Here is an 18,586-nt window from a genome sequence, read left to right on the forward strand (position 1 = left end):
GGCGAATTCTACAGCGTTACACGCTGCTGTCAACACCTCTTTTTCAACTTCCTTTTGGCTTCGATGAACTGAAGCAACCTGCTGCCGAAAACTACGTAACTCATTGTTTACTAAGGAGTTTTCCGTTTCGACTGCGCCGGAAGTGGGGCGAATTATAGGCTTCCAGAATCTGCCGTCAACCTTCTTTTTCACATTTCTGTCATATCGGTCGAAAATGCCTTAGAAACGCGAAAGCCGGCCCCAAGGGGGCCGGCTTTCGCTTATCGAGTCTTACAGACTAGGGAAGGCGAACTGCGACGCTTCATGACTGGCCCGTTGCGGCCAACGCTGAGTGATCGCCTTGCGACGGGTATAGAAACGCACCCCGTCCGGCCCATAGGCGTGCAAGTCGCCAAACAGAGAGCGCTTCCAGCCACCGAAGCTGTGATATGCAACCGGCACCGGCAACGGTACGTTAACCCCTACCATGCCGACCTCAATCTCATCACAGAACAGCCGCGCTGCTTCACCGTCACGCGTGAAGATGCAGGTACCGTTGCCGTATTCATGATCGTTGATCAGTTGCATCGCCGCTTCCAGGCTATCCACCCGGACCACGCACAACACTGGCCCAAAGATCTCTTCTTTATAGATCCGCATCTCGGGGGTAACGCGGTCGAACAGACTGCCGCCAAGGAAAAATCCTTGTTCATGCCCGGCAATGCTCAAGCCGCGACCATCAACGACCAGCTCTGCACCCGCCGAAACACCCTCTTCTATATAGCCACTGACCTTATCTCGTGCCTGCCCCGTCACCAACGGGCCCATATCCAGGCCACAGGAGGTGCCCGCGCCGATCTTCAACGCCTTGACCTGCGGCACCAGCTTAGCGATCAACGCGTCCGCCACCTGGTCGCCCACGCACACCGCCACCGAAATCGCCATGCAACGCTCGCCGCAAGAACCATAAGCCGCGCCCATCAAGGCACTCACGGCGTTGTCCAGGTCTGCATCCGGCATCAGCACCGCATGGTTCTTCGCCCCGCCCAACGCTTGCACACGCTTGCCGCGCTTGGTCGCTTCGCTATAGATGTACTCGGCAATCGGCGTCGAGCCTACAAAGCTCAAGGCTTTAACTTCCGGCGCTTGAATCAATGCGTCCACCGCGCCTTTGTCGCCGTGCACCACACTCAGTACGCCTTTAGGCAGCCCAGCCTCCTGCAACAGTTGCGCGATCAACAACGTAGAACTCGGATCACGCTCCGAAGGTTTGAGGATGAAACAGTTACCGCACACAATCGCCAGCGGGTACATCCACAACGGCACCATCGCCGGGAAGTTGAACGGGGTGATACCCGCCACCACGCCTAGCGGCTGGAAGTCCGACCAAGCATCAATGTTCGGCCCCACGTTGCGGCTGTATTCGCCCTTGAGAATCTCCGGTGCCGAGCACGCGTACTCCACGTTCTCGATCCCACGCTTGAGTTCACCCGCCGCGTCTTCCAGGGTCTTGCCATGCTCCTCACTGATCAACTGCGAGATACGTGCTTCGTTCTGCTCCAGCAGTTGCTTGAAACGGAACATCACCTGGGCACGCTTGGCCGGAGGCGTATTGCGCCAGGCCGGAAACGCCGCCTTGGCTGAGTCAATCGCCTGTTGAATGGTTTCACGGCTGGCCAACGGCACCTGGTGAATCACCTGGCCGGTAGACGGGTTATAGACGTCGGCACTACGACCGCTGTCGATGACCAGCTCACCGTTGATCAAATGCTGGATAAGGCTCATGCAGGGCTCCTGAAAAATTGTTCTATATAGAAGGAGAAATCAGTCGATCTTGTTCAGCACTTCGCCGACCGCGTCAAACAGACGGTCCAGGTCCTGCGGCTTGCTGTTGAAGGTTGGCCCGAACTGCAGGGTGTCGCCGCCAAAACGCACATAGAAACCGGCCTTCCACAATGCCATGCCGGCCTCGAATGGACGCACGATGGCATCCCCATCACGCGGGGCAATCTGGATAGCACCGGCCAGGCCGTAGTTGCGAATGTCGATCACATTCTTGCTGCCCTTCAAACCGTGCAGCGCATTCTCAAAGTGCGGTGCGACTTCGGCTACGCTCTGCACCAGGTTTTCTTTCTGCAACAGGTCCAATGCCGCCAAGCCCGCCGCGCAAGCCACCGGGTGCGCCGAGTAGGTGTAGCCGTGGGGGAATTCCACGGCGTATTCCGGCGTCGCCTGGTTCATGAAGGTCTGGTAGATCTCGCTGCTGGCGATCACCGCGCCCATCGGAATAGCGCCATTGGTGACCTGCTTGGCGATGCACATCAGGTCCGGCGTCACGCCGAAGCTGTCGGCACCGAACATCGAGCCGGTGCGGCCAAAGCCTGTGATCACTTCGTCGAACACCAAAAGGATATTGTGCTGGTCGCAAATTTCGCGCAGGCGCTTGAGATAACCCTGCGGTGGCACCAATACGCCAGCTGAACCGGCCATCGGCTCGACAAACACGGCGGCAATATTCGACGCGTCATGCAGCTCGATCAGCTTGAGCAACTCATCAGCCAAGGCAATACCGCCCTGCTCCGGCATGCCCCGGGAGAAGGCGTTGCTGGTCAGCAAGGTGTGAGGCAGGTGGTCGACATCCATCATCGCCTGGCCAAACAGCTTACGGTTACCGTTCACACCGCCCAGGCTGGTACCAGCGATGTTCACACCGTGGTAACCACGGGCGCGACCAATCATCTTGGTCTTGGTGGCCTGACCTTTGAGGCGCCAGTAGGCCCGCACCATCTTCACCGCCGTATCGGCACATTCAGAGCCCGAATCGGTGAAGAACACATGATTCAGGTTGCCTGGGGTCAGGTCGGTGATCTTTTCCGCCAACTGAAAGGACAACGGATGACCGTATTGGAAGCCTGGGGAGTAGTCCAAGGTGCCCAATTGCTTGGCGACCGCCTCCTGGATTTCCTTGCGCGTATGCCCGGCGCCACAGGTCCACAGGCCCGACAACGAATCATAAACCTTGCGCCCCTTGTCATCGGTCAACCAACTGCCTTCAGCGGCCACGATCAGGCGCGGGTCGCGCTGGAAGTTGCGGTTGGCGGTGTAGGGCATCCAGTGCGCATCCAGCTTGAGTTGGCTGGCCAGGGGCGATGGGGCGTTTTCGGGCATGTTCATCAGCAAAACCTCGCAAGGCAAAAGGCAGCGTCGGGATTGAAAAAGCTTAGTTGCAGCTAAATTGCCACGGGGATAAAGTCGGTGAAATCCAACTCTTCTAACCTTCAGTCTGGACTTCACTAAACTATGAGCAGCCGTCGTCCCGACCCTTTGGCCCAAGTCAGCGACTTCGACATTCGCTTGCTGCGCATCTTTCGCAGCGTGGTGGAATGCGGCGGCTTCTCGGCGGCAGAGACCGTGCTCGGCATCGGCCGCTCGGCCATCAGCCAGCAGATGAGCGACCTGGAGCAGCGGCTCGGCCTCAGACTTTGCCAACGCGGCCGCGCCGGTTTTTCCCTGACGGAGGAAGGCCGCGAGGTTTATCAGTCAGCCCTGCAATTGTTGAGCGCCCTGGAAAGCTTTCGCACCGAGGTCAACGGCCTGCACCAGCATTTGCGCGGCGAGTTGATCATCGGCCTCACCGACAACCTCGTCACCCTGCCGCATATGCGCATCACCCACGCACTGGCGCAGTTGAAGGAACGCGGCCCGGACGTGCAGATCCAGATCCGCATGATCGCCCCCAATGAAGTAGAACAAGGTGTACTTGATGGCCGCCTGCATGTCGGCGTGGTGCCCCAGGCCAGCGCCCTGTCGGGTCTGGAATACCAACCGCTGTACAGCGAGCGCTCACTGCTTTATTGCGCGGTCGGGCACCCGCTCTTTTACGCCGACAACAAACAACTCGATGACGAGCGCATCGATAGCCAGGACGCCATCGCCCCTACCTTTCGCCTCCCCGCAGAGATCCAGGCCCACTACCAGGCACTCAACTGCACGGCCAGCGCTTCGGACCGTGAAGGCATGGCGTTCCTGATCCTCACTGGCCGCTATATCGGCTACTTGCCCGATCACTACGCCAGCCTGTGGGTGCAACAAGGCCGACTGCGCGCGCTGAAACCGGCTACACGTTTTTACGATTTGAGCCTGGCATCGGTCACGCGCAAAGGCCGGCGCCCTCATTTGGTGCTGGAAAGTTTCCTTGAAAGCCTGGCCGCGACGCGCTAACTCGGGCCTCACGCAAAAAGCTGAGCACTTGGACAGCTTTTTGCAAGGCACAAGGACCTTGAACCGTCCGCCTCGAGTCTACCCGCCATGCCACCAGAATCTGCCAGCCCCAGCGACCTGATCTACGGCCTCAACGACCGCCCCAAACCACTGCCGGCTCTATTGGCAGCACTACAACATGTGCTGGCGGCGTTCGTCGGCATCATTACTCCGCCGCTGATCATCGGCTCCACGCTCGGCCTCACCGCCCACCTGCCCTATCTGATCAGCATGGCGCTGATGGTGTCCGGCGTAGGCACGTTCATCCAGGCACGCAGGCCGTATGGTATCGGCGCCGGTATGATCTGCCTGCAAGGCACTAGCTTTGCGTTTCTCGGCGCGGTGTTGGCGGCAGGCTTTCTAGTCAAGCAACGCGGCGGCAGCCCGGAAGACATTCTGGCGATGATCTTCGGCGTGTGCTTCTTCGGCGCGGCGGTACAGATCGTGTTGAGCCGCTTCATTGGCCAACTGCGTCGTGTCATCACCCCCCTTGTAACGGGGATCGTCATCACGTTGATCGGCATCAGCCTGATCAAAGTGGGGATTACCGACCTCGGCGGCGGTTTTAATGCGCCAGACTTCGGCGCCCCTGCGAACCTCGCACTCGGCCTGTTCGTGGTACTGACAATCATCCTGCTCAACCGCTCCAATACCCCGTGGGTACGCTTGAGCGCCATTATCATCGGCCTGGCCCTGGGGAGCCTCGCGGCGTGGTTCAGCGGCAAATTGGTGCCCCAAGCCCTGCCCGACTTGCCCTTGATCAGCCTGCCGATGCCGTTCCGATTTGGTTTCAACTTTGACTGGAGCGCTTTCCTGCCGATTGCGCTGATTTATCTGATCAGCAGCATCGAAACCGTCGGCGACCTCACGGCCAATTGCATGATCGCCCGCCAACCCATCAGCGGTGCATCTTATATAAGCCGGCTCAAGGGCGGCGTGCTGGGCGATGGCGTGAGCTGCATGATTGCCGCCACCTTCAGCGCGTTCCCCAACACCACCTTTGCCCAGAACAATGGCGTGATCCAGCTCACCGGCGTGGCCAGCCGTTACGTCGGTTTGTATATCGGTGTGCTGCTGTTCTGTCTGGGCCTGTTTCCATTGATCGGCGCCGTACTGCAGCAAATCCCCAAGCCGGTGCTGGGCGGCGCGACCCTGGTGATGTTCGGCAGCGTGGCCGCCGCCGGCGTGCGTATCCTCGCCCAGGCGCCGCTGGATCGACGCAGCATGTTGATCATTGCCACCTCGTTTGGCGTCGGCCTGGGTATCGCCGCTCAACCCAACTTGCTGCACCTGATGCCGACACTGGTACAGAACCTGTTCGACTCGGCCATCACCAGCGGCGGCCTCACCGCCATCGTATTGTGCCTGTTGCTGCCGGAAGCCAAGGCGAGTACATGCGCTACAAACCCAACAGCGCAAAGCGAAAGCCTGGAGCCGCTTTGACGGTTTTATTGCATCGGGACTTGTCTGAGGCTTGAGGGTGGGTTATCTGTGCACACGTCGCCTTTATCGATCAGCACGGAAACGTCCATGAGCCTCGAAGTTCCTGCCCACAGCAACCACGCCGGTAAACCCGCCAGCCGCATTCGGCAAAAGAACGAACAAGCTATTCTCCAGGCTGCTGAAGATGAATTCGCCCGCCATGGCTACAAAGGCACCAGCATGAACACCATCGCTGCCAGTGCCGGGCTGCCCAAGGCCAACTTGCACTACTACTTCACCAACAAGCTGGGCCTGTATATCGCGGTGCTCAGCAATATCCTCGAATTATGGGACAGCACCTTCAACGCGTTGACCGCCGAGGATGACCCGGCCGTGGCGCTTGCGCGCTACATCCGCACCAAGATGGAGTTCTCGCGGCGCCAACCACAAGCCTCGCGGATCTTCGCCATGGAGATCATCAGCGGCGGCGAATGCCTCACCGAATATTTCGGTCAGGACTATCGCGCCTGGTTCAGTGGCCGAGCCGCGGTGTTCCAGGCGTGGATCGACGCCGGCAAAATGGACCCCGTCGATCCCGTGCACTTGATCTTCCTGCTGTGGGGCAGCACCCAGCACTACGCCGACTTCGCCACCCAGATCTGCCGCGTCACCGGTCGCACCAAGCTGACCAAGCAGGACATGGAAGACGCCGGCACCAACCTGATCCATATCATTCTCAAAGGCTGCGGCATCAAGCCGGCCCTATAAAAACGAAGCGAGTTATGTCTTTTACGCTGACAGGCTTTTGCGAATTTCGTGAAGAAATACGCAAAAGCCGCTTTATCACCTTGGCGGTGCCGATCACCAGCCCGCAGGACGCCCAGGCGTTTTTCGAGCAGCACAGCGACCTGAACGCCACGCACAACTGCTGGGCCTGGAAGCTGGGCGATCAATACCGCAGCAACGACGACGGCGAACCCGGTGGCACCGCCGGGCGACCGATCCTCGCGGCTATCGAGGCCCAGGGGTTCGATCAGGTCGCGGTGCTGGTGATCCGCTGGTACGGCGGCATTCAATTGGGGACGGGCGGACTCGCCCGCGCCTACGGTGGTGGCGCAAACAAATGCCTGCAAAATGCCGAGCGTATCGAACTGATCAGCCGTGTGCCCCTGAGCTGCGCCTGTGGGTTCTCCGAGCTGAACCTGGTGAAGCTGCGCGTCGCCGAACTCGGCGGTTTAGTGCTGGAAGAAACCTTCACCGCCAACGGCGTGGAGCTACACCTTGCGCTGGCAGGGGCACACATCGACACCCTGCAAACCCAGCTCGCCGACCTGAGCCGTGGGCGCATCCTGCTGCAACGCTGAAACTGCTACTGTTAGGCGCTGAACTCCCTGAACCGCGACTTCAAAGGAAGCCTTCATGTCTACGCCAAAAACCGCACTGATCATCGGCGCCTCGCGCGGGCTGGGCCTTGGCCTGGTCAAGCAACTGCTCCAGGATGGCTGGGACGTCACCGCCACCGTGCGTGATCCGCACAAGGCCGATGCCCTCAAAGCCGTGGGCCCGGTGCAGATCGAGAAATTGGATATGGATGATCAGCAAGCCGTGATCGCCCTGGCCCAACGCTTGAAAGACCGCACCTTCGACCTGCTGTTCGTCAACGCTGGCGTCAAGGGCCCGGCGAACCAGGAGCCAGGCCACGCCACCCTCGCAGAGGTCGGCCAGCTGTTTTTCACCAACGCCGTGGCGCCGATCAACCTGGCCCAGCGCTTTGTCGGGCAGATCCGCAAAGACACCGGCGTGCTGGCGTTCATGAGTTCGGTGCTGGGCAGCGTGACCATTCCCGACGGTTCGGACCTGGCGCTGTACAAGGCCAGCAAGGCTGCCCTCAACTCAATGACCAACAGCTTTATCACCCAGTTGGGCGACCACAAGCCGACGGTTCTGTCGCTGCATCCGGGCTGGGTGAAAACCGACATGGGCGGAGAGAACGCACATATCGACGTCGACACCAGCGTGCGCGGCCTGGTGGATCAAGTAAATGCCTACACCGGCAAGGGCGGCCATCACTTCGTGGACTACAAGGGCGACACCATCGCCTGGTAAATACACCGATCAACCTGTGGAAGGGGGCTTGCTCCCGATGGCTGAGTGTCAGTCAATGCTGTGTGGACTGGCCCACCGCTATCGGGAGCAAGCCCCCCTCCCACTCTGTACCTACTCCTACAGCTAGACCCCGTAATGAACTACACGTAATCTAGCCCCCTCGCCCTCCCCGGCGACCCTGGATCAGCAGACAGGGCAACACTGAGCTGGCAAACCTGAACCCATCATTCAGAGGAGCCGGCCAATGCCTGCGACCCGTATCTGGTTAAAAAACCCCCTCGCGATTTTCACTGCCAATGGCCTCGACGCCCGTGGCGGCCTGGTGCTGCAAGACGGTGTGATCACCGAATTACTGGCCCAGGGCCAAGAACCGGCACAACCCTGCACGCAGGTGTTCGATGCTCGCGAACATGTGGTCCTGCCCGGGCTGATCAACACTCACCATCATTTCTATCAAACCCTCACCCGCGCCTGGGGCCCGGTGGTCAACCAGCCGCTGTTTCCCTGGCTGAAAACGCTGTACCCGGTATGGGCGCGGCTTACCCCGGAAAAACTCGCCCTGGCCAGCAAAGTCGCCCTGGCTGAATTGCTGCTGTCGGGCTGCACCACGGCGGCCGACCACCACTACCTGTTCCCCGATGGTTTGGAAAACGCCATTGATGTGCAGGTAGCCAGCGTGCGCGAACTGGGGATGCGCGCCATGCTCACCCGCGGCTCCATGAGCCTGGGCGAAGCCGATGGCGGCCTGCCACCGCAGCAGACCGTGCAACAAGGCCAAATCATTCTTGACGACAGCCAGCGCCTGATCCGCGAATATCACGAGCGGGGTGACGGCGCGCAGATTCAGATTGCCCTGGCTCCGTGCTCGCCGTTTTCCGTCACCCCCGAGATCATGCAAGCCAGCGCCGAATTGGCCAACCGCCTGGATGTGCGCCTGCATACCCACTTGGCGGAAACCCTCGACGAAGAAGACTTCTGCCTGCAACGCTTCGGCCTGCGTACCGTGGATTATCTCGACAGCGTCGGCTGGCTCGGCCCACGCACCTGGCTGGCCCATGGCATTCACTTCAACCCGGATGAAATCGCACGCCTGGGTGCCGCCGGTACGGGGATCTGCCACTGCCCAAGCTCCAACATGCGCCTGGCTTCCGGTATCTGCCCGACCCTGGACCTGCTTGCCGCCGGCGCGCCCATCGGGCTGGGCGTGGACGGCTCGGCGTCCAACGATGCCTCGAACATGATCCTTGAAGCGCGTCAGGCCCTGTACATTCAGCGCCTGCGTTATGGCGCAGAAAAGATCACCCCAGAAGGCGTGCTGGGCTGGGCAACCAAAGGTTCGGCACAGTTGCTGGGCCGAACGGACATCGGTGAATTGGCCGTAGGCAAGCAGGCTGACCTGGCATTGTTCAAACTTGATGAACTGCGCTTCTCCGGTAGCCACGATCCGATTTCAGCGCTGCTGTTGTGCGGTGCAGATCGGGCGGATCGAGTGATGATCGGCGGCCAGTGGCGGGTGATCGACGGCCAAGTCGAAGGCCTGGACCTGAAAGGCTTGATCGCCGATCACACCCAGGCGGCTCGCCAACTCATCGCCGGCACCTGAGCCAGACGCCGATCAAAATGTGGGAGGGGGGCCTGCTCGCTCCCACATTGGGTCTACGGCGTCATCAAAAACAGTTACAGCCCCAGCAGCGACAACATGATAAAAGTCGCAAACAACACAAAATGAGTCATCCCTTCAATGGCATTCGTCTCGCCATCGTTGAGGTTGATCGCGCTGACAATCAGCGTGATAAACACCATCACCGTCTGCACCGGCGTCATCGCCATCTGGAACGGCTGGCCGCTATAGAGCGCCATGGCTTCCATCACCGGCACCGTCAGGATCACCGTAGACAACGAAGCACCCAACGCAATATTCACCACCGACTGCATACGGTTGGCCAATGCAGCGCGCAATGCCGTCAGAATCTCTGGCGCGGCCGAGATAGCCGCCACCACAATCGCCGTGATCACCGGCGGCGCGCCCGTGCCTTCCAGGCCCAGATCCAGGGTTTTGGACATCACCTCGGCCAACGCGCCAATCACAATCACGCCAAACACCAACGTGCCTATCGAGAACGCGAGGTTAACGGGCGGTGTGTGTTCTTCTTCGGTTGATTTCTTGCGGCGTTTTTCCGGGTAGCTGTAGCTGAAGAAATAACTGTGTGGGCCTACCTGCATCCTCAGGAACAAGGTGTAGAGCACCACCATCGCGCCAATGGTGAAGGCCGAGTAAATTTTCCAATCGGCCTCGGGGATAAATTCCGGCACCACCATCGACACGCCCATGGCGGTGAGGATCATCACGCTGTAGGTGCGCGCTGAGTCATCGTTGTAGGACTGTTCCCCATGCTTGATGCCCCCCATCAAGGCGGCCAGGCCGAGAATACCGTTGATATCCAGCATCACCGCCGAGTAAATGGTATCGCGCACCAGGGTGGGCGATGGCTCGTTGCTCATCATGATCGCCAGGATCACCACTTCCACCAACACGGCCGCGAGGGTCAGGATCATGGTGCCGTAGGGGTCGCCAACCTTTTCTGCCAACTGCTCGGCGTGGTGGGCTACGCGCATTGAGGCCATTACGATAAACGCAATCAGCGCAGCACCGGCCAGCAGGGCCACCAGTTGCCCACTGTGGAGCATCCAGTGCTCCAGCGGATAAGCCGCAATGGCGGCAATCAGCGCCAGCAGCATGAATTTTTCTTGCTTGAGGTGTGTGAGCATTACGGGCCTTTTCGTGCAGCGAATCAGTCATTGATGGGGTACAGACTGCGCCAAGCCGCTAACGTTTCGTTACACCTTAGTTCACCTCACCCTTGCGTGAGTGACACAAATACTCTCCTGCTGGTCAGGTTTTGCCGATTATTTCAGCCATGGCCTGTAGAATGCCGCCATTGCACCTGATGAGATTTTAACTATGTACGATTGGCTCAACGCCCTGCCCAAGGCTGAACTGCACCTGCACCTGGAGGGTTCGCTGGAGCCTGAGTTGCTGTTCGCCCTGGCCGAGCGCAACAAGATTGCGCTGCCGTGGAACGACGTCGACACCCTGCGCAAGGCCTACGCCTTCAACAACCTGCAAGAGTTTCTCGACCTATATTACAAAGGTGCCGATGTGCTACGCACGTCCCAGGATTTCTACGACCTGACCTGGGCCTACCTGCTGCGCTGCAAAGCCCAGAACGTGATCCACACCGAACCGTTCTTCGATCCACAAACCCACACCGACCGTGGCATCCCGTTCGAAGTCGTGCTGAACGGCATCGCCGCTGCGCTTAAAGATGGCGAGCAGCAACTGGGCATCACCAGCGGCTTGATCCTCAGCTTCCTGCGCCACCTGAGCGAAGCCGAAGCCGAGAAAACTCTCGACCAGGCCCTGCCGTTCCGTGACGCGTTCGTAGCCGTGGGCCTGGACAGCTCAGAAATGGGTCACCCGCCGAGCAAGTTCCAGCGCGTGTTCGACCGTGCCCGCCACGAAGGCTTCCTCACCGTCGCCCACGCCGGCGAAGAAGGCCCGCCCGAGTACATCTGGGAAGCGCTCGACCTGCTGAAAATCCAGCGTATCGACCACGGCGTGCGTGCCATTGAAGATGAACGCTTGATGCAGCGCATCATCGACGAACAGATCCCGCTGACGGTATGCCCGCTGTCCAACACCAAACTCTGCGTGTTCGACGACATGGCCCAGCACAACATCCTCGACATGCTCGAACGTGGCGTGAAAGTCACCGTGAACTCGGACGACCCGGCCTACTTCGGCGGTTATGTCACCGAGAACTTCCACGCGCTGCATACCTCCCTGGGCATGACCCAGGACCAGGCCAAACGCCTGGCGCAGAACAGCCTGGATGCGCGGCTCGTAAAGCCATAACCGGCCATCATTGAACGAATGCAGGCTAAATGTGGGAGGGGGCTTGCCCCCGATGGCGGTGGGTCAGTCACAGATGTGTTTACTGACACTCCCTCATCGGGAGCAAGCCCCCTCCCACATAGGTTTTGCGCTGACCTTTAGATTTGGGTGAGCTCTTCCAGCGTCTTGCCCTTGGTCTCCATCCCGAACACCCACACCACCAGCGCCGCCACGGCAAAGCACAACGCCCCCAAGGCAAATACCCCGCCCTGCCCGGTTATCGGAAATACCAACCCGGTCACCAACGGCCCCAGCAACGAGCCTACGCGGCCAATTGCTGACGCAAATCCGGAACCTGTAGCTCGCGCCGAAGTGGGATATAGCTCCGGCGTGTAGGTGTACAGCACCGCCCACATGCCAAACAGGAAAAACTGCATCAACAACCCGGAGGTGATCAGCAGGGCCACATTGCCGCCAAACACAGCACTTTGCCCATACAGAAACGCCATCACCCCGCCACCCAGCAGCGTCACGACGCACACCGGTTTACGCCCCCAGCGCTCGACCAGCCAGGCCGCCATCAAAAAGCCGGGGATCCCGCCCAGGGAAATGATCACCGTGTAATACACCGACTGGGTCACGGCGAAACCCGATTGCTGCAATAGCGCGCTCAACCACGACGTCAGCCCGTAGAACCCGAGCAAGGCAAAGAACCACACGCTCCAGATCATCATCGTGCGTTGGCGGTACTGCGCCGACCACAGCTGCTGGAACGCGGAAAAGAATGTACCCGGCGTACTCTCTACCCATGGCAGGGCCATCGGCTCCGGCAAATCGGCGCGGCCCAGGGAGTCGCGTACCTTCTGCTCGATACCCAGCAATACCTTGTCCGCCGCTTCGTGGCGCCCGGCCTGTTCCAGCCAACGCGGCGACTCTGGAATAAAGAAGCGGATGGCCAACACAAACACCGCCGGTACCGCCAACACCAGGAAGATGTCGCGCCAACCAATCACCGGCAGCAAAAAGTACGACAGCACCCCGGCGGCTACAAAGCCCAACGGCCAGAAACCATCCATCAACGCGATGTAACGCCCGCGCCGTTTGGCGGGAATCAACTCCGACAGCATCGACTGAGCAATAGGAAACTCCATGCCCATGCCAATGCCCAACAGGATCCGAAACAACGTCAACGCCTCCACCGTCTGCGCCGTGGAGCACAGGTAACTGGCAACGCCCCACAACACGATGCTCCACTGAAACACCGGTTTGCGCCCAAAGCGATCCGCGAGCATTCCAGAAAGAGAAGCACCCACCACCATGCCGAAAAAACTCGAACTGGCCAGCAACCCGGCCTGGGCCGTGCTCAAGCCAAACTCGGTTTTGATCGAGCCCAACAGAAAGGTCATCATTGCCAAGTCCATGGAGTCGAAGAAAAACGCCAAGGCAATGATGATGAAGATGACTCGGTGGTAACCGCTGATGGGCAACCGTTCCAGCCGCTGTGCTGCGCTATAACCCTGCCTGACCATGCCGCATCCCCCCGTATGAAAAATCCCCTTGGCGAGTGTGCGGCATCGTTTGTCCTGGCTATTGCTGGATGCGACCTGATTGCAGCTCTGAACGACGCGCTTAACGTGCCGCCAGCCGGCTGATCTCCCTGAGCCCTGCCTCGTTGACTGACAAGGCACGCGACTCGTTGATCACGCTGATCCAGTTGGCCTGCAGAAACAGCTGCATCAACCCCGCCCCCAATGCTCCGCCCAGATGCGGTTGCTGCTGGCTCCAGTCGAAACAGTCGCACACCAGCGGCGCTGCCAGGGCCTGGATAAAAATCCCCAGGTCCGCCAAATGCTGCGCGCCCTTGACCGTAACCTCGGTACGCTGCTCATGGCGCTCGAACCATCCGTCCTCAAGCATCCGTTGATACAACTGCGCCGCCAACTCGCCGCCGAGATGGCCGTGACACCAGCGGGCACGGCGCAACAACTGCGGTGCCATCAGTGCCGGCGGCAAGGCTTGCGGTGTGCTGCGCGCCGCGCTGGCCATGGTGGTGCTGGCCAGCGCATCAATGGCGGCACTCACATCCGCAGCCGCCACGCGAAACAAGCGCTTGCCACGTCGGGCCTCGGTCCGCAGCAAACCGCTGCCGGTCAGCCGCGCCAAATGGGCATTGGCCGACGCCGGCGACAACCCGGCCAGCGTTGCCAGCTCTTCTGAAGACTTCGCCGAACCGTCCATCAGGGCCCAGAGCATGGCCGTGCGTTTGGGCTCGGCAAGCAAGCTGGCGATCTGACTGATGCAAGGTGCTGCTTCCATGTATTCACTCCCTGTAAGACCATTTTTCTGCTGCGGTTGACGCCAAAGTATAGGTGCGCACGCAGCAGGTTCCGCGGCCTCCGACAGCTCGGATCAGGACAGGGTATGAGTGAAATTTCCGATCATTACGCAGGCTATTGCCCAGTCGCCGTTCGCCCCGGTCGTTGCGCCGTCAAGGTCGCACAGCGGGACACGAGCATCTCCCGCAGCAGATTGATGGGTTTGCTCAATTGCGCACGATGGGCACATAGCAAGTTGAGCGGTGTGCGCTCGCCCTGCAGCTGCGGCAGGATCAAACGCAAGCGCCCGGCCAGCACGTCGGTGCTGATATCCAACCAGGATTTGTAAGCGATGCCCATGCCCGCCACCGCCCAGCGCCGCACCACATCGGCGTCATCACTGAACCGGTCACCACTGACTGTCAGGCTCACGTGGCGCTTGCCGTCATAAAACCCCCAATGGTCATGCACCCGGCTGCCGAGCATGTACAGCAGGCAATTGTGCTGGGCCAGTTGCTCCAGATGCTGGGGTTCGCCATGCCGGGCGAGGTAGCTCGGCGCGGCGCACAGCACACGAATATTGTCCGGGGCGATGGGCAGAGCCACCAGGCTGGAATCTTCGGGTTCACCATAGCGCAGGGCTATGTCCACTGGCTGGCGGAACAGGTCGGCAATGCGATCGCCCAGCAACAGGCGCACGTTCAGTTGCGGGTGTTGCTGCTGGAACTCATCCAGCCACGGCAACAGCTGGTTGCGACCAAAATCCGACGGCGCCGACAATTGCAGCACGCCGCTCACATGATCCTGGCCACTGGCCAATAAGCGCCGGCCATCGTCCAGCGCACTTAATGACGCACGCGCATATTCCAGGAAGCCCTCGCCTTCGGCAGTCAGGCGCAGGCTGCGGGTGGAGCGCGCCAGCAAACGCGTGCCCAGCTGTTGTTCGATACGCTTGAGCGCGGCGCTGGCCACTGCCGGTGACAGGTCCATCACCCGTGCCGCCGCCGACAGGCTGCCCAGGTCCGCAGCACGTACAAACAACTGCAAATCATCAAAACGCAGCATGGAATTCCGCCAATTATCAAAATTTGGTTGAAACAGACTGCTGTTTTAGCCGCTTTTATCTGCGTAGGAAATAGCCAATCATCTGCCCATCCCGTTCTTAGCTATATCACTCAGACCTTTTACCGGAGCCCTCATGAAAGCCATTGCCTACTACACGTCATTGCCGATCAACGACCCAAAATCCCTGCAAGATATAGAGCTGCCGGAGCCCGTGGCCGGCCCGCGCGACCTGCTGGTGGAAGTCAAAGCCATCTCGGTCAACCCGGTGGACACCAAGGTGCGCCACAACGTCGCCCCGGAAAATGGCGACGCCAAGGTGTTGGGCTGGGACGTGGCCGGTGTGGTCAAGGCGGTCGGCAGCGATGTGACGCTGTTCAAAGCCGGTGACAAGGTGTTCTACGCCGGCTCCCTGGTGCGCCCAGGCGGCAACAGCGAACTGCATACGGTCGATGAACGCATCGTCGGCCATATGCCCAAAAGCCTGGGGTTTGCCGAAGCGGCCGCGCTGCCGTTGACCGCTATCACCGCGTGGGAGCTGCTGTTTGAACGTTTGCAAATACCCGAAGGCAAGGAAGATCACGGCCAGAGCCTGCTGATCGTCGGCGCTGCCGGCGGCGTGGGGTCGATCCTGACCCAACTGGCCAACCAACTCACGGCGCTGAAAGTCATCGGTACCGCCTCGCGCCCCGAGACTCAGGAATGGGCCAAAGCCTTGGGCGCCCACGTAGTGATCGACCACAGCCAGCCGCTGAGCGAAGCGCTGAAACAGGCAGGCCTTGGGCAAGTGACCCACGTCGCCAGCCTGACCCAAACCGAGCATCACCTGGATCAACTGGTGGAAGCGCTGCAACCCCAAGGCAAGCTGGCGTTGATCGACGACCCCAAGGCGCTGGATGTAAGCAAGCTCAAGCGCAAGAGCCTGTCGCTGTACTGGGAGTTCATGTACACCCGCTCGATGTTCGAGACCCCCGACATGATCGAGCAGCACAACCTGCTTAACCGCGTGGCCGATCTGATCGACGCCGGCACCCTGAAAACCACGGTGGGCGAGCATTTCGGTGTGATCAATGCAGCCAATGTGCGCCGTGCCCACGCGCTGCTGGAAAGCGGCAAGGCCAAGGGCAAGATCGTGCTGGAAGGGTTCTGAAAAAACGACTGTCAGTGTCGTCCGTTATTCATGTAAGTAATGGACGACACCATTAGTCTGAGAGTTGACCCTTGTCATATTTTTAAGGGGATTCGGGTTTATATTGGCCGCCTTTGCCACGAGTCTTTTACGCGAGGAAGTCAGCAATGAAGATCCTGATAAAAGCGTCAGCAAAATCCCCAGGCAGCCAATGGCAGGTTCGTCTCGACGGCGAAGCCATCACCTTCCGCAGTGAAGCCGAGGCCCGCGCCTTTGTTGACACCCTGCAAGCGCGGATACAGGCCCCCCACCGTTTCCCCCTCGTCCAGCAGCGCTCTGCCGCTGGCTGACCCGTCTATCAGACCTGCGCCTGCGTGGCCCTTGCCCGTTGCAGGCGCTGGGTCGACATTGCAATCGTTACCGCCAGCACGCCGCACAAGCTGATGACCATGGCCATCGGCATCGCCGTACCATCATGCAACACGCCGACCAGCGACGCCGCACCCGCCGCCACGCCGAACTGGATACACCCGAGCAACGCCGAGGCACTGCCCGCCCGTGCGCCTTGCCCGCTCATGGCACAGGCCGAGGTGTTCGGCAAAATGCAGCCCAGGCTGGCGATGCAGATAAACAGCGGCACCAGCAACGGCCACAGCGCCTCAGTACGCAGCGCGGCAATCCCCAGCAGCGTCAACGCTGCCGCCACGTAGACCCACACCGTACGCGACAGCAAAAACGCCGGGCCACGCTTGGCCAGCAACCGCGCATTCAACTGCGCCACCAGGATAAAGCCGGCTGCGTTGGAACCGAACAGCCAGCCGTAATGCTCGGCAGGCACGCCGTAGAGTTTGATAAATACGAAGGGGGAGCCGGCGATGTAGGCAAACATCCCGGCAATCGAGATGCCGCCAGTCAAGGCATAGCCCAGGTACACGCGGTCCGACAACAGCGAGCCGTAGCGGCGCAACGAACCAGACAATGGCTGGCGCGGCTGATCGGCCGGGAAGGTTTCCGGCAACCCGACTGCCACGGCGATAGCCGCCATCACGCTGAACAACGACAGTGCCAGGAAAATCGACTGCCAGCCCCACACCCCGACCATCAGCCCACCCGCCAATGGCGCAAGGATCGGCGCCAGGCCGGTGACCAGCATCAGTTGCGAATACACCTTGGCCGAGCCCACCGCGTCGCACTTGTCACTGACCACCGCCCGGGAAATCACCATGCCCGCACAACCGCCAAGGGCCTGCACGAAACGCGCGCCGATCAGCCACTCCAGCGACGGCGCGTAGGCACAGGCGAAGGATGCGAGAGTAAACAAGGTGACGCCGCTGAGCAGCGGCACGCGCCGACCGAAACGGTCAGCCAGCGGGCCGTAGATCAATTGACCGATAGCCAGGCCGGCGAAATACACCGCCAAGGTTAACTGGATATGTTTTTCGTCAGTGGCAAAGGCCGTGGCCATGGCAGGAAAGCCCGGCAGGTAGAAGTCGATCGCCAACGGCGCGAAGGCGCTCAAGGCGCCCAGAATCAGGATTATGCGAAGGTTCATCAGACACCCAAGTGAGTCGGCAGCTCGACAGTCTAGCCGCGCTTGGGTGCCGTGAACATTACGTTAGGTCGCTAACGATCAGAAAAAATCACGCCAGTTTGGCGGTGTAGCCCTCCTCGGTGATCAGTTGGATGACCTTATCCGAGGGCAGACTGCTTGCCACGCGCACTTCTTTAGCGCCCAAATCTACTTCGACACTCGCTGCCGGGTCCTGGCTCTGTACCGCCTGGGTCACTGATCGAACGCAATGGCCGCAGGTCATTCCTTCAACATTGAATATTTGCATGACATGACTCCTTTGATGAGGTTGAACCCAGTCTCAAGCTTGCCATGATGGCAAGGTCAAGTTTCAAAAAAATCGGCCGGGCTGGTATTCGCAGGCGACGTCGGCCAAGCTTCAACTTTCCTCGCTGTGAACCATGGAGCATTCGCCATGCGCTGGTCGTTTTTTGCCCTTGCCGGCCTGATGAGCTTGTCTGCCGCTGCGCCCCAGGCTCTCGCCGCTGAAGATTATGCGGTGCTGATCATTTCCCGCGAACGCCTGGAAGTACCCACCAATTGCGAAATTGGCCTGTATCTTCAGGACCAACTGGCCGGACGCCTGTTCCAGGAACAAGCCACCTCGTTCAATCTGCCCGCAGGTAACGTGTCGCTGCGCCTCAAGCTATTGCCAGGCCAGTCCCCGGGCTGCCAGCCAGGGATGCTGGCGCCAGCGGCGCAGAACATTACGTTGAAAGCCGGTGATGTCCGCAAATTGCGTATTGCCCAGGGCCAGGACGGCATGTACCTCAAACCTGCCGCATTGGAATACTGAAGACGCTTGACCTTCCCCACAGGTTAAGGTTGATCCTAGTGGCAACTTCTTC

General features: G+C 60.0%; 19 protein-coding genes. 10 read left to right on the forward strand and 9 right to left on the reverse strand.

Going from position 1 to position 18,586, the window contains the following annotated elements:
* From J1G33_RS21310 to J1G33_RS21320, 3 genes are all read right to left on the reverse strand, one after another.
* Positions 1-192 (reverse strand): hypothetical protein (locus J1G33_RS21310; RefSeq protein WP_223018695.1); only part of this gene is annotated, 192 nt, incomplete at its 3' end.
* Positions 193-270: 78 nt separating this feature from the next.
* Positions 271-1,764: a CoA-acylating methylmalonate-semialdehyde dehydrogenase gene (locus tag J1G33_RS21315; protein ID WP_223018696.1), complete on the reverse strand. Its 1,494-nt coding sequence runs from the start codon at positions 1,762-1,764 to the stop codon at positions 271-273.
* A gap of 39 nt (positions 1,765-1,803) precedes the next feature.
* Positions 1,804-3,153, reverse strand: a complete 1,350-nt coding sequence (locus J1G33_RS21320; protein ID WP_032878060.1) for an aspartate aminotransferase family protein — start codon at positions 3,151-3,153, stop codon at positions 1,804-1,806.
* 126 nt (positions 3,154-3,279) lie between these two features.
* On the opposite strand from J1G33_RS21320, the gene J1G33_RS21325 reads away from it, so the two are divergent.
* The 6 genes from J1G33_RS21325 (at position 3,280) to J1G33_RS21350 (ending at position 9,370) form a co-directional block, all read left to right on the forward strand.
* Entirely contained in the window at positions 3,280-4,200 is a 921-nt protein-coding gene (locus tag J1G33_RS21325; RefSeq protein ID WP_003188270.1) for a LysR family transcriptional regulator, read from the forward strand.
* An 87-nt stretch (positions 4,201-4,287) separates the two neighbouring features.
* Positions 4,288-5,682, forward strand: a complete 1,395-nt coding sequence (locus J1G33_RS21330; RefSeq protein ID WP_078820208.1) for a nucleobase:cation symporter-2 family protein — start codon at positions 4,288-4,290, stop codon at positions 5,680-5,682.
* 87 nt (positions 5,683-5,769) lie between these two features.
* The gene (locus tag J1G33_RS21335; protein ID WP_005784489.1) at positions 5,770-6,429 is read left to right on the forward strand and encodes a TetR/AcrR family transcriptional regulator; all 660 of its coding nucleotides are present in this window, start codon (positions 5,770-5,772) and stop codon (positions 6,427-6,429) included.
* Between the two features lie 14 nt (positions 6,430-6,443).
* Positions 6,444-7,025 (forward strand): YigZ family protein, encoded by a 582-nt coding sequence (locus tag J1G33_RS21340; RefSeq protein WP_032878063.1) that lies wholly within the window; start codon positions 6,444-6,446, stop codon positions 7,023-7,025.
* A 55-nt stretch (positions 7,026-7,080) separates the two neighbouring features.
* A complete protein-coding gene (locus J1G33_RS21345) occupies positions 7,081-7,767 on the forward strand; it encodes an SDR family oxidoreductase (RefSeq protein ID WP_005784485.1) in 687 nt (228 codons plus the stop codon).
* A 244-nt stretch (positions 7,768-8,011) separates the two neighbouring features.
* Positions 8,012-9,370: an 8-oxoguanine deaminase gene (locus tag J1G33_RS21350; RefSeq protein ID WP_223018697.1), complete on the forward strand. Its 1,359-nt coding sequence runs from the start codon at positions 8,012-8,014 to the stop codon at positions 9,368-9,370.
* 74 nt (positions 9,371-9,444) lie between these two features.
* Here J1G33_RS21350 and J1G33_RS21355 read toward each other — a convergent pair whose 3' ends face one another.
* Positions 9,445-10,536 (reverse strand): calcium:proton antiporter, encoded by a 1,092-nt coding sequence (locus J1G33_RS21355; protein ID WP_005784481.1) that lies wholly within the window; start codon positions 10,534-10,536, stop codon positions 9,445-9,447.
* A gap of 193 nt (positions 10,537-10,729) precedes the next feature.
* On the opposite strand from J1G33_RS21355, the gene J1G33_RS21360 reads away from it, so the two are divergent.
* The gene (locus J1G33_RS21360; protein WP_005784479.1) at positions 10,730-11,683 is read left to right on the forward strand and encodes an adenosine deaminase; all 954 of its coding nucleotides are present in this window, start codon (positions 10,730-10,732) and stop codon (positions 11,681-11,683) included.
* A gap of 137 nt (positions 11,684-11,820) precedes the next feature.
* Here J1G33_RS21360 and J1G33_RS21365 read toward each other — a convergent pair whose 3' ends face one another.
* The 3 genes from J1G33_RS21365 to J1G33_RS21375 form a co-directional block, all read right to left on the reverse strand.
* On the reverse strand, positions 11,821-13,191 hold the full coding sequence (locus tag J1G33_RS21365) for an MFS transporter (RefSeq protein ID WP_032878067.1): 1,371 nt from the start codon (positions 13,189-13,191) through the stop codon (positions 11,821-11,823).
* 100 nt (positions 13,192-13,291) lie between these two features.
* A complete protein-coding gene (locus tag J1G33_RS21370; protein WP_223018698.1) occupies positions 13,292-13,978 on the reverse strand; it encodes a helix-turn-helix transcriptional regulator in 687 nt (228 codons plus the stop codon).
* A 134-nt stretch (positions 13,979-14,112) separates the two neighbouring features.
* Entirely contained in the window at positions 14,113-15,042 is a 930-nt protein-coding gene (locus J1G33_RS21375) for a LysR family transcriptional regulator (RefSeq protein WP_032878069.1), read from the reverse strand.
* Positions 15,043-15,175: 133 nt separating this feature from the next.
* Between J1G33_RS21375 and J1G33_RS21380 the strand changes: the two genes are divergently transcribed.
* Positions 15,176-16,189 (forward strand): zinc-binding alcohol dehydrogenase family protein, encoded by a 1,014-nt coding sequence (locus J1G33_RS21380; protein WP_223018699.1) that lies wholly within the window; start codon positions 15,176-15,178, stop codon positions 16,187-16,189.
* 146 nt (positions 16,190-16,335) lie between these two features.
* Positions 16,336-16,518: a hypothetical protein gene (locus J1G33_RS21385; protein ID WP_032878071.1), complete on the forward strand. Its 183-nt coding sequence runs from the start codon at positions 16,336-16,338 to the stop codon at positions 16,516-16,518.
* Between the two features lie 8 nt (positions 16,519-16,526).
* On the opposite strand, the gene J1G33_RS21390 is transcribed toward J1G33_RS21385, so the two are convergent.
* Positions 16,527-17,720 (reverse strand): multidrug effflux MFS transporter, encoded by a 1,194-nt coding sequence (locus J1G33_RS21390; RefSeq protein ID WP_032878072.1) that lies wholly within the window; start codon positions 17,718-17,720, stop codon positions 16,527-16,529.
* Positions 17,721-17,808: 88 nt separating this feature from the next.
* Entirely contained in the window at positions 17,809-18,006 is a 198-nt protein-coding gene (locus J1G33_RS21395; RefSeq protein ID WP_057010836.1) for a cation transporter, read from the reverse strand.
* 147 nt (positions 18,007-18,153) lie between these two features.
* On the opposite strand from J1G33_RS21395, the gene J1G33_RS21400 reads away from it, so the two are divergent.
* Positions 18,154-18,534, forward strand: a complete 381-nt coding sequence (locus J1G33_RS21400; RefSeq protein WP_032878074.1) for a hypothetical protein — start codon at positions 18,154-18,156, stop codon at positions 18,532-18,534.
* Positions 18,535-18,586: the final 52 nt, after the last annotated feature.

The organism is Pseudomonas sp. P867, from assembly GCF_019891455.1.
Lineage (GTDB): Bacteria > Pseudomonadota > Gammaproteobacteria > Pseudomonadales > Pseudomonadaceae > Aquipseudomonas > Aquipseudomonas synxantha_A.

Excerpts from the sequence above, each read along its gene's own strand:
- J1G33_RS21315 (WP_223018696.1), bottom strand. The coding sequence starts at position 1,764 with ATGAGCCTTATCCAGCATTTGATCAACGGTGAGCTGGTCATCGACAGC.
- J1G33_RS21320 (WP_032878060.1), bottom strand. The coding sequence starts at position 3,153 with ATGAACATGCCCGAAAACGCCCCATCGCCCCTGGCCAGCCAACTCAAG.
- J1G33_RS21325 (WP_003188270.1), top strand. The coding sequence starts at position 3,280 with ATGAGCAGCCGTCGTCCCGACCCTTTGGCCCAAGTCAGCGACTTCGAC.
- J1G33_RS21330 (WP_078820208.1), top strand. The coding sequence starts at position 4,288 with ATGCCACCAGAATCTGCCAGCCCCAGCGACCTGATCTACGGCCTCAAC.
- J1G33_RS21335 (WP_005784489.1), top strand. The coding sequence starts at position 5,770 with ATGAGCCTCGAAGTTCCTGCCCACAGCAACCACGCCGGTAAACCCGCC.
- J1G33_RS21340 (WP_032878063.1), top strand. The coding sequence starts at position 6,444 with ATGTCTTTTACGCTGACAGGCTTTTGCGAATTTCGTGAAGAAATACGC.
- J1G33_RS21345 (WP_005784485.1), top strand. The coding sequence starts at position 7,081 with ATGTCTACGCCAAAAACCGCACTGATCATCGGCGCCTCGCGCGGGCTG.
- J1G33_RS21350 (WP_223018697.1), top strand. The coding sequence starts at position 8,012 with ATGCCTGCGACCCGTATCTGGTTAAAAAACCCCCTCGCGATTTTCACT.
- J1G33_RS21355 (WP_005784481.1), bottom strand. The coding sequence starts at position 10,536 with ATGCTCACACACCTCAAGCAAGAAAAATTCATGCTGCTGGCGCTGATT.
- J1G33_RS21360 (WP_005784479.1), top strand. The coding sequence starts at position 10,730 with ATGTACGATTGGCTCAACGCCCTGCCCAAGGCTGAACTGCACCTGCAC.
- J1G33_RS21365 (WP_032878067.1), bottom strand. The coding sequence starts at position 13,191 with ATGGTCAGGCAGGGTTATAGCGCAGCACAGCGGCTGGAACGGTTGCCC.
- J1G33_RS21370 (WP_223018698.1), bottom strand. The coding sequence starts at position 13,978 with ATGGAAGCAGCACCTTGCATCAGTCAGATCGCCAGCTTGCTTGCCGAG.
- J1G33_RS21375 (WP_032878069.1), bottom strand. The coding sequence starts at position 15,042 with ATGCTGCGTTTTGATGATTTGCAGTTGTTTGTACGTGCTGCGGACCTG.
- J1G33_RS21380 (WP_223018699.1), top strand. The coding sequence starts at position 15,176 with ATGAAAGCCATTGCCTACTACACGTCATTGCCGATCAACGACCCAAAA.
- J1G33_RS21385 (WP_032878071.1), top strand. The coding sequence starts at position 16,336 with ATGAAGATCCTGATAAAAGCGTCAGCAAAATCCCCAGGCAGCCAATGG.
- J1G33_RS21390 (WP_032878072.1), bottom strand. The coding sequence starts at position 17,720 with ATGAACCTTCGCATAATCCTGATTCTGGGCGCCTTGAGCGCCTTCGCG.
- J1G33_RS21395 (WP_057010836.1), bottom strand. The coding sequence starts at position 18,006 with ATGCAAATATTCAATGTTGAAGGAATGACCTGCGGCCATTGCGTTCGA.
- J1G33_RS21400 (WP_032878074.1), top strand. The coding sequence starts at position 18,154 with ATGCGCTGGTCGTTTTTTGCCCTTGCCGGCCTGATGAGCTTGTCTGCC.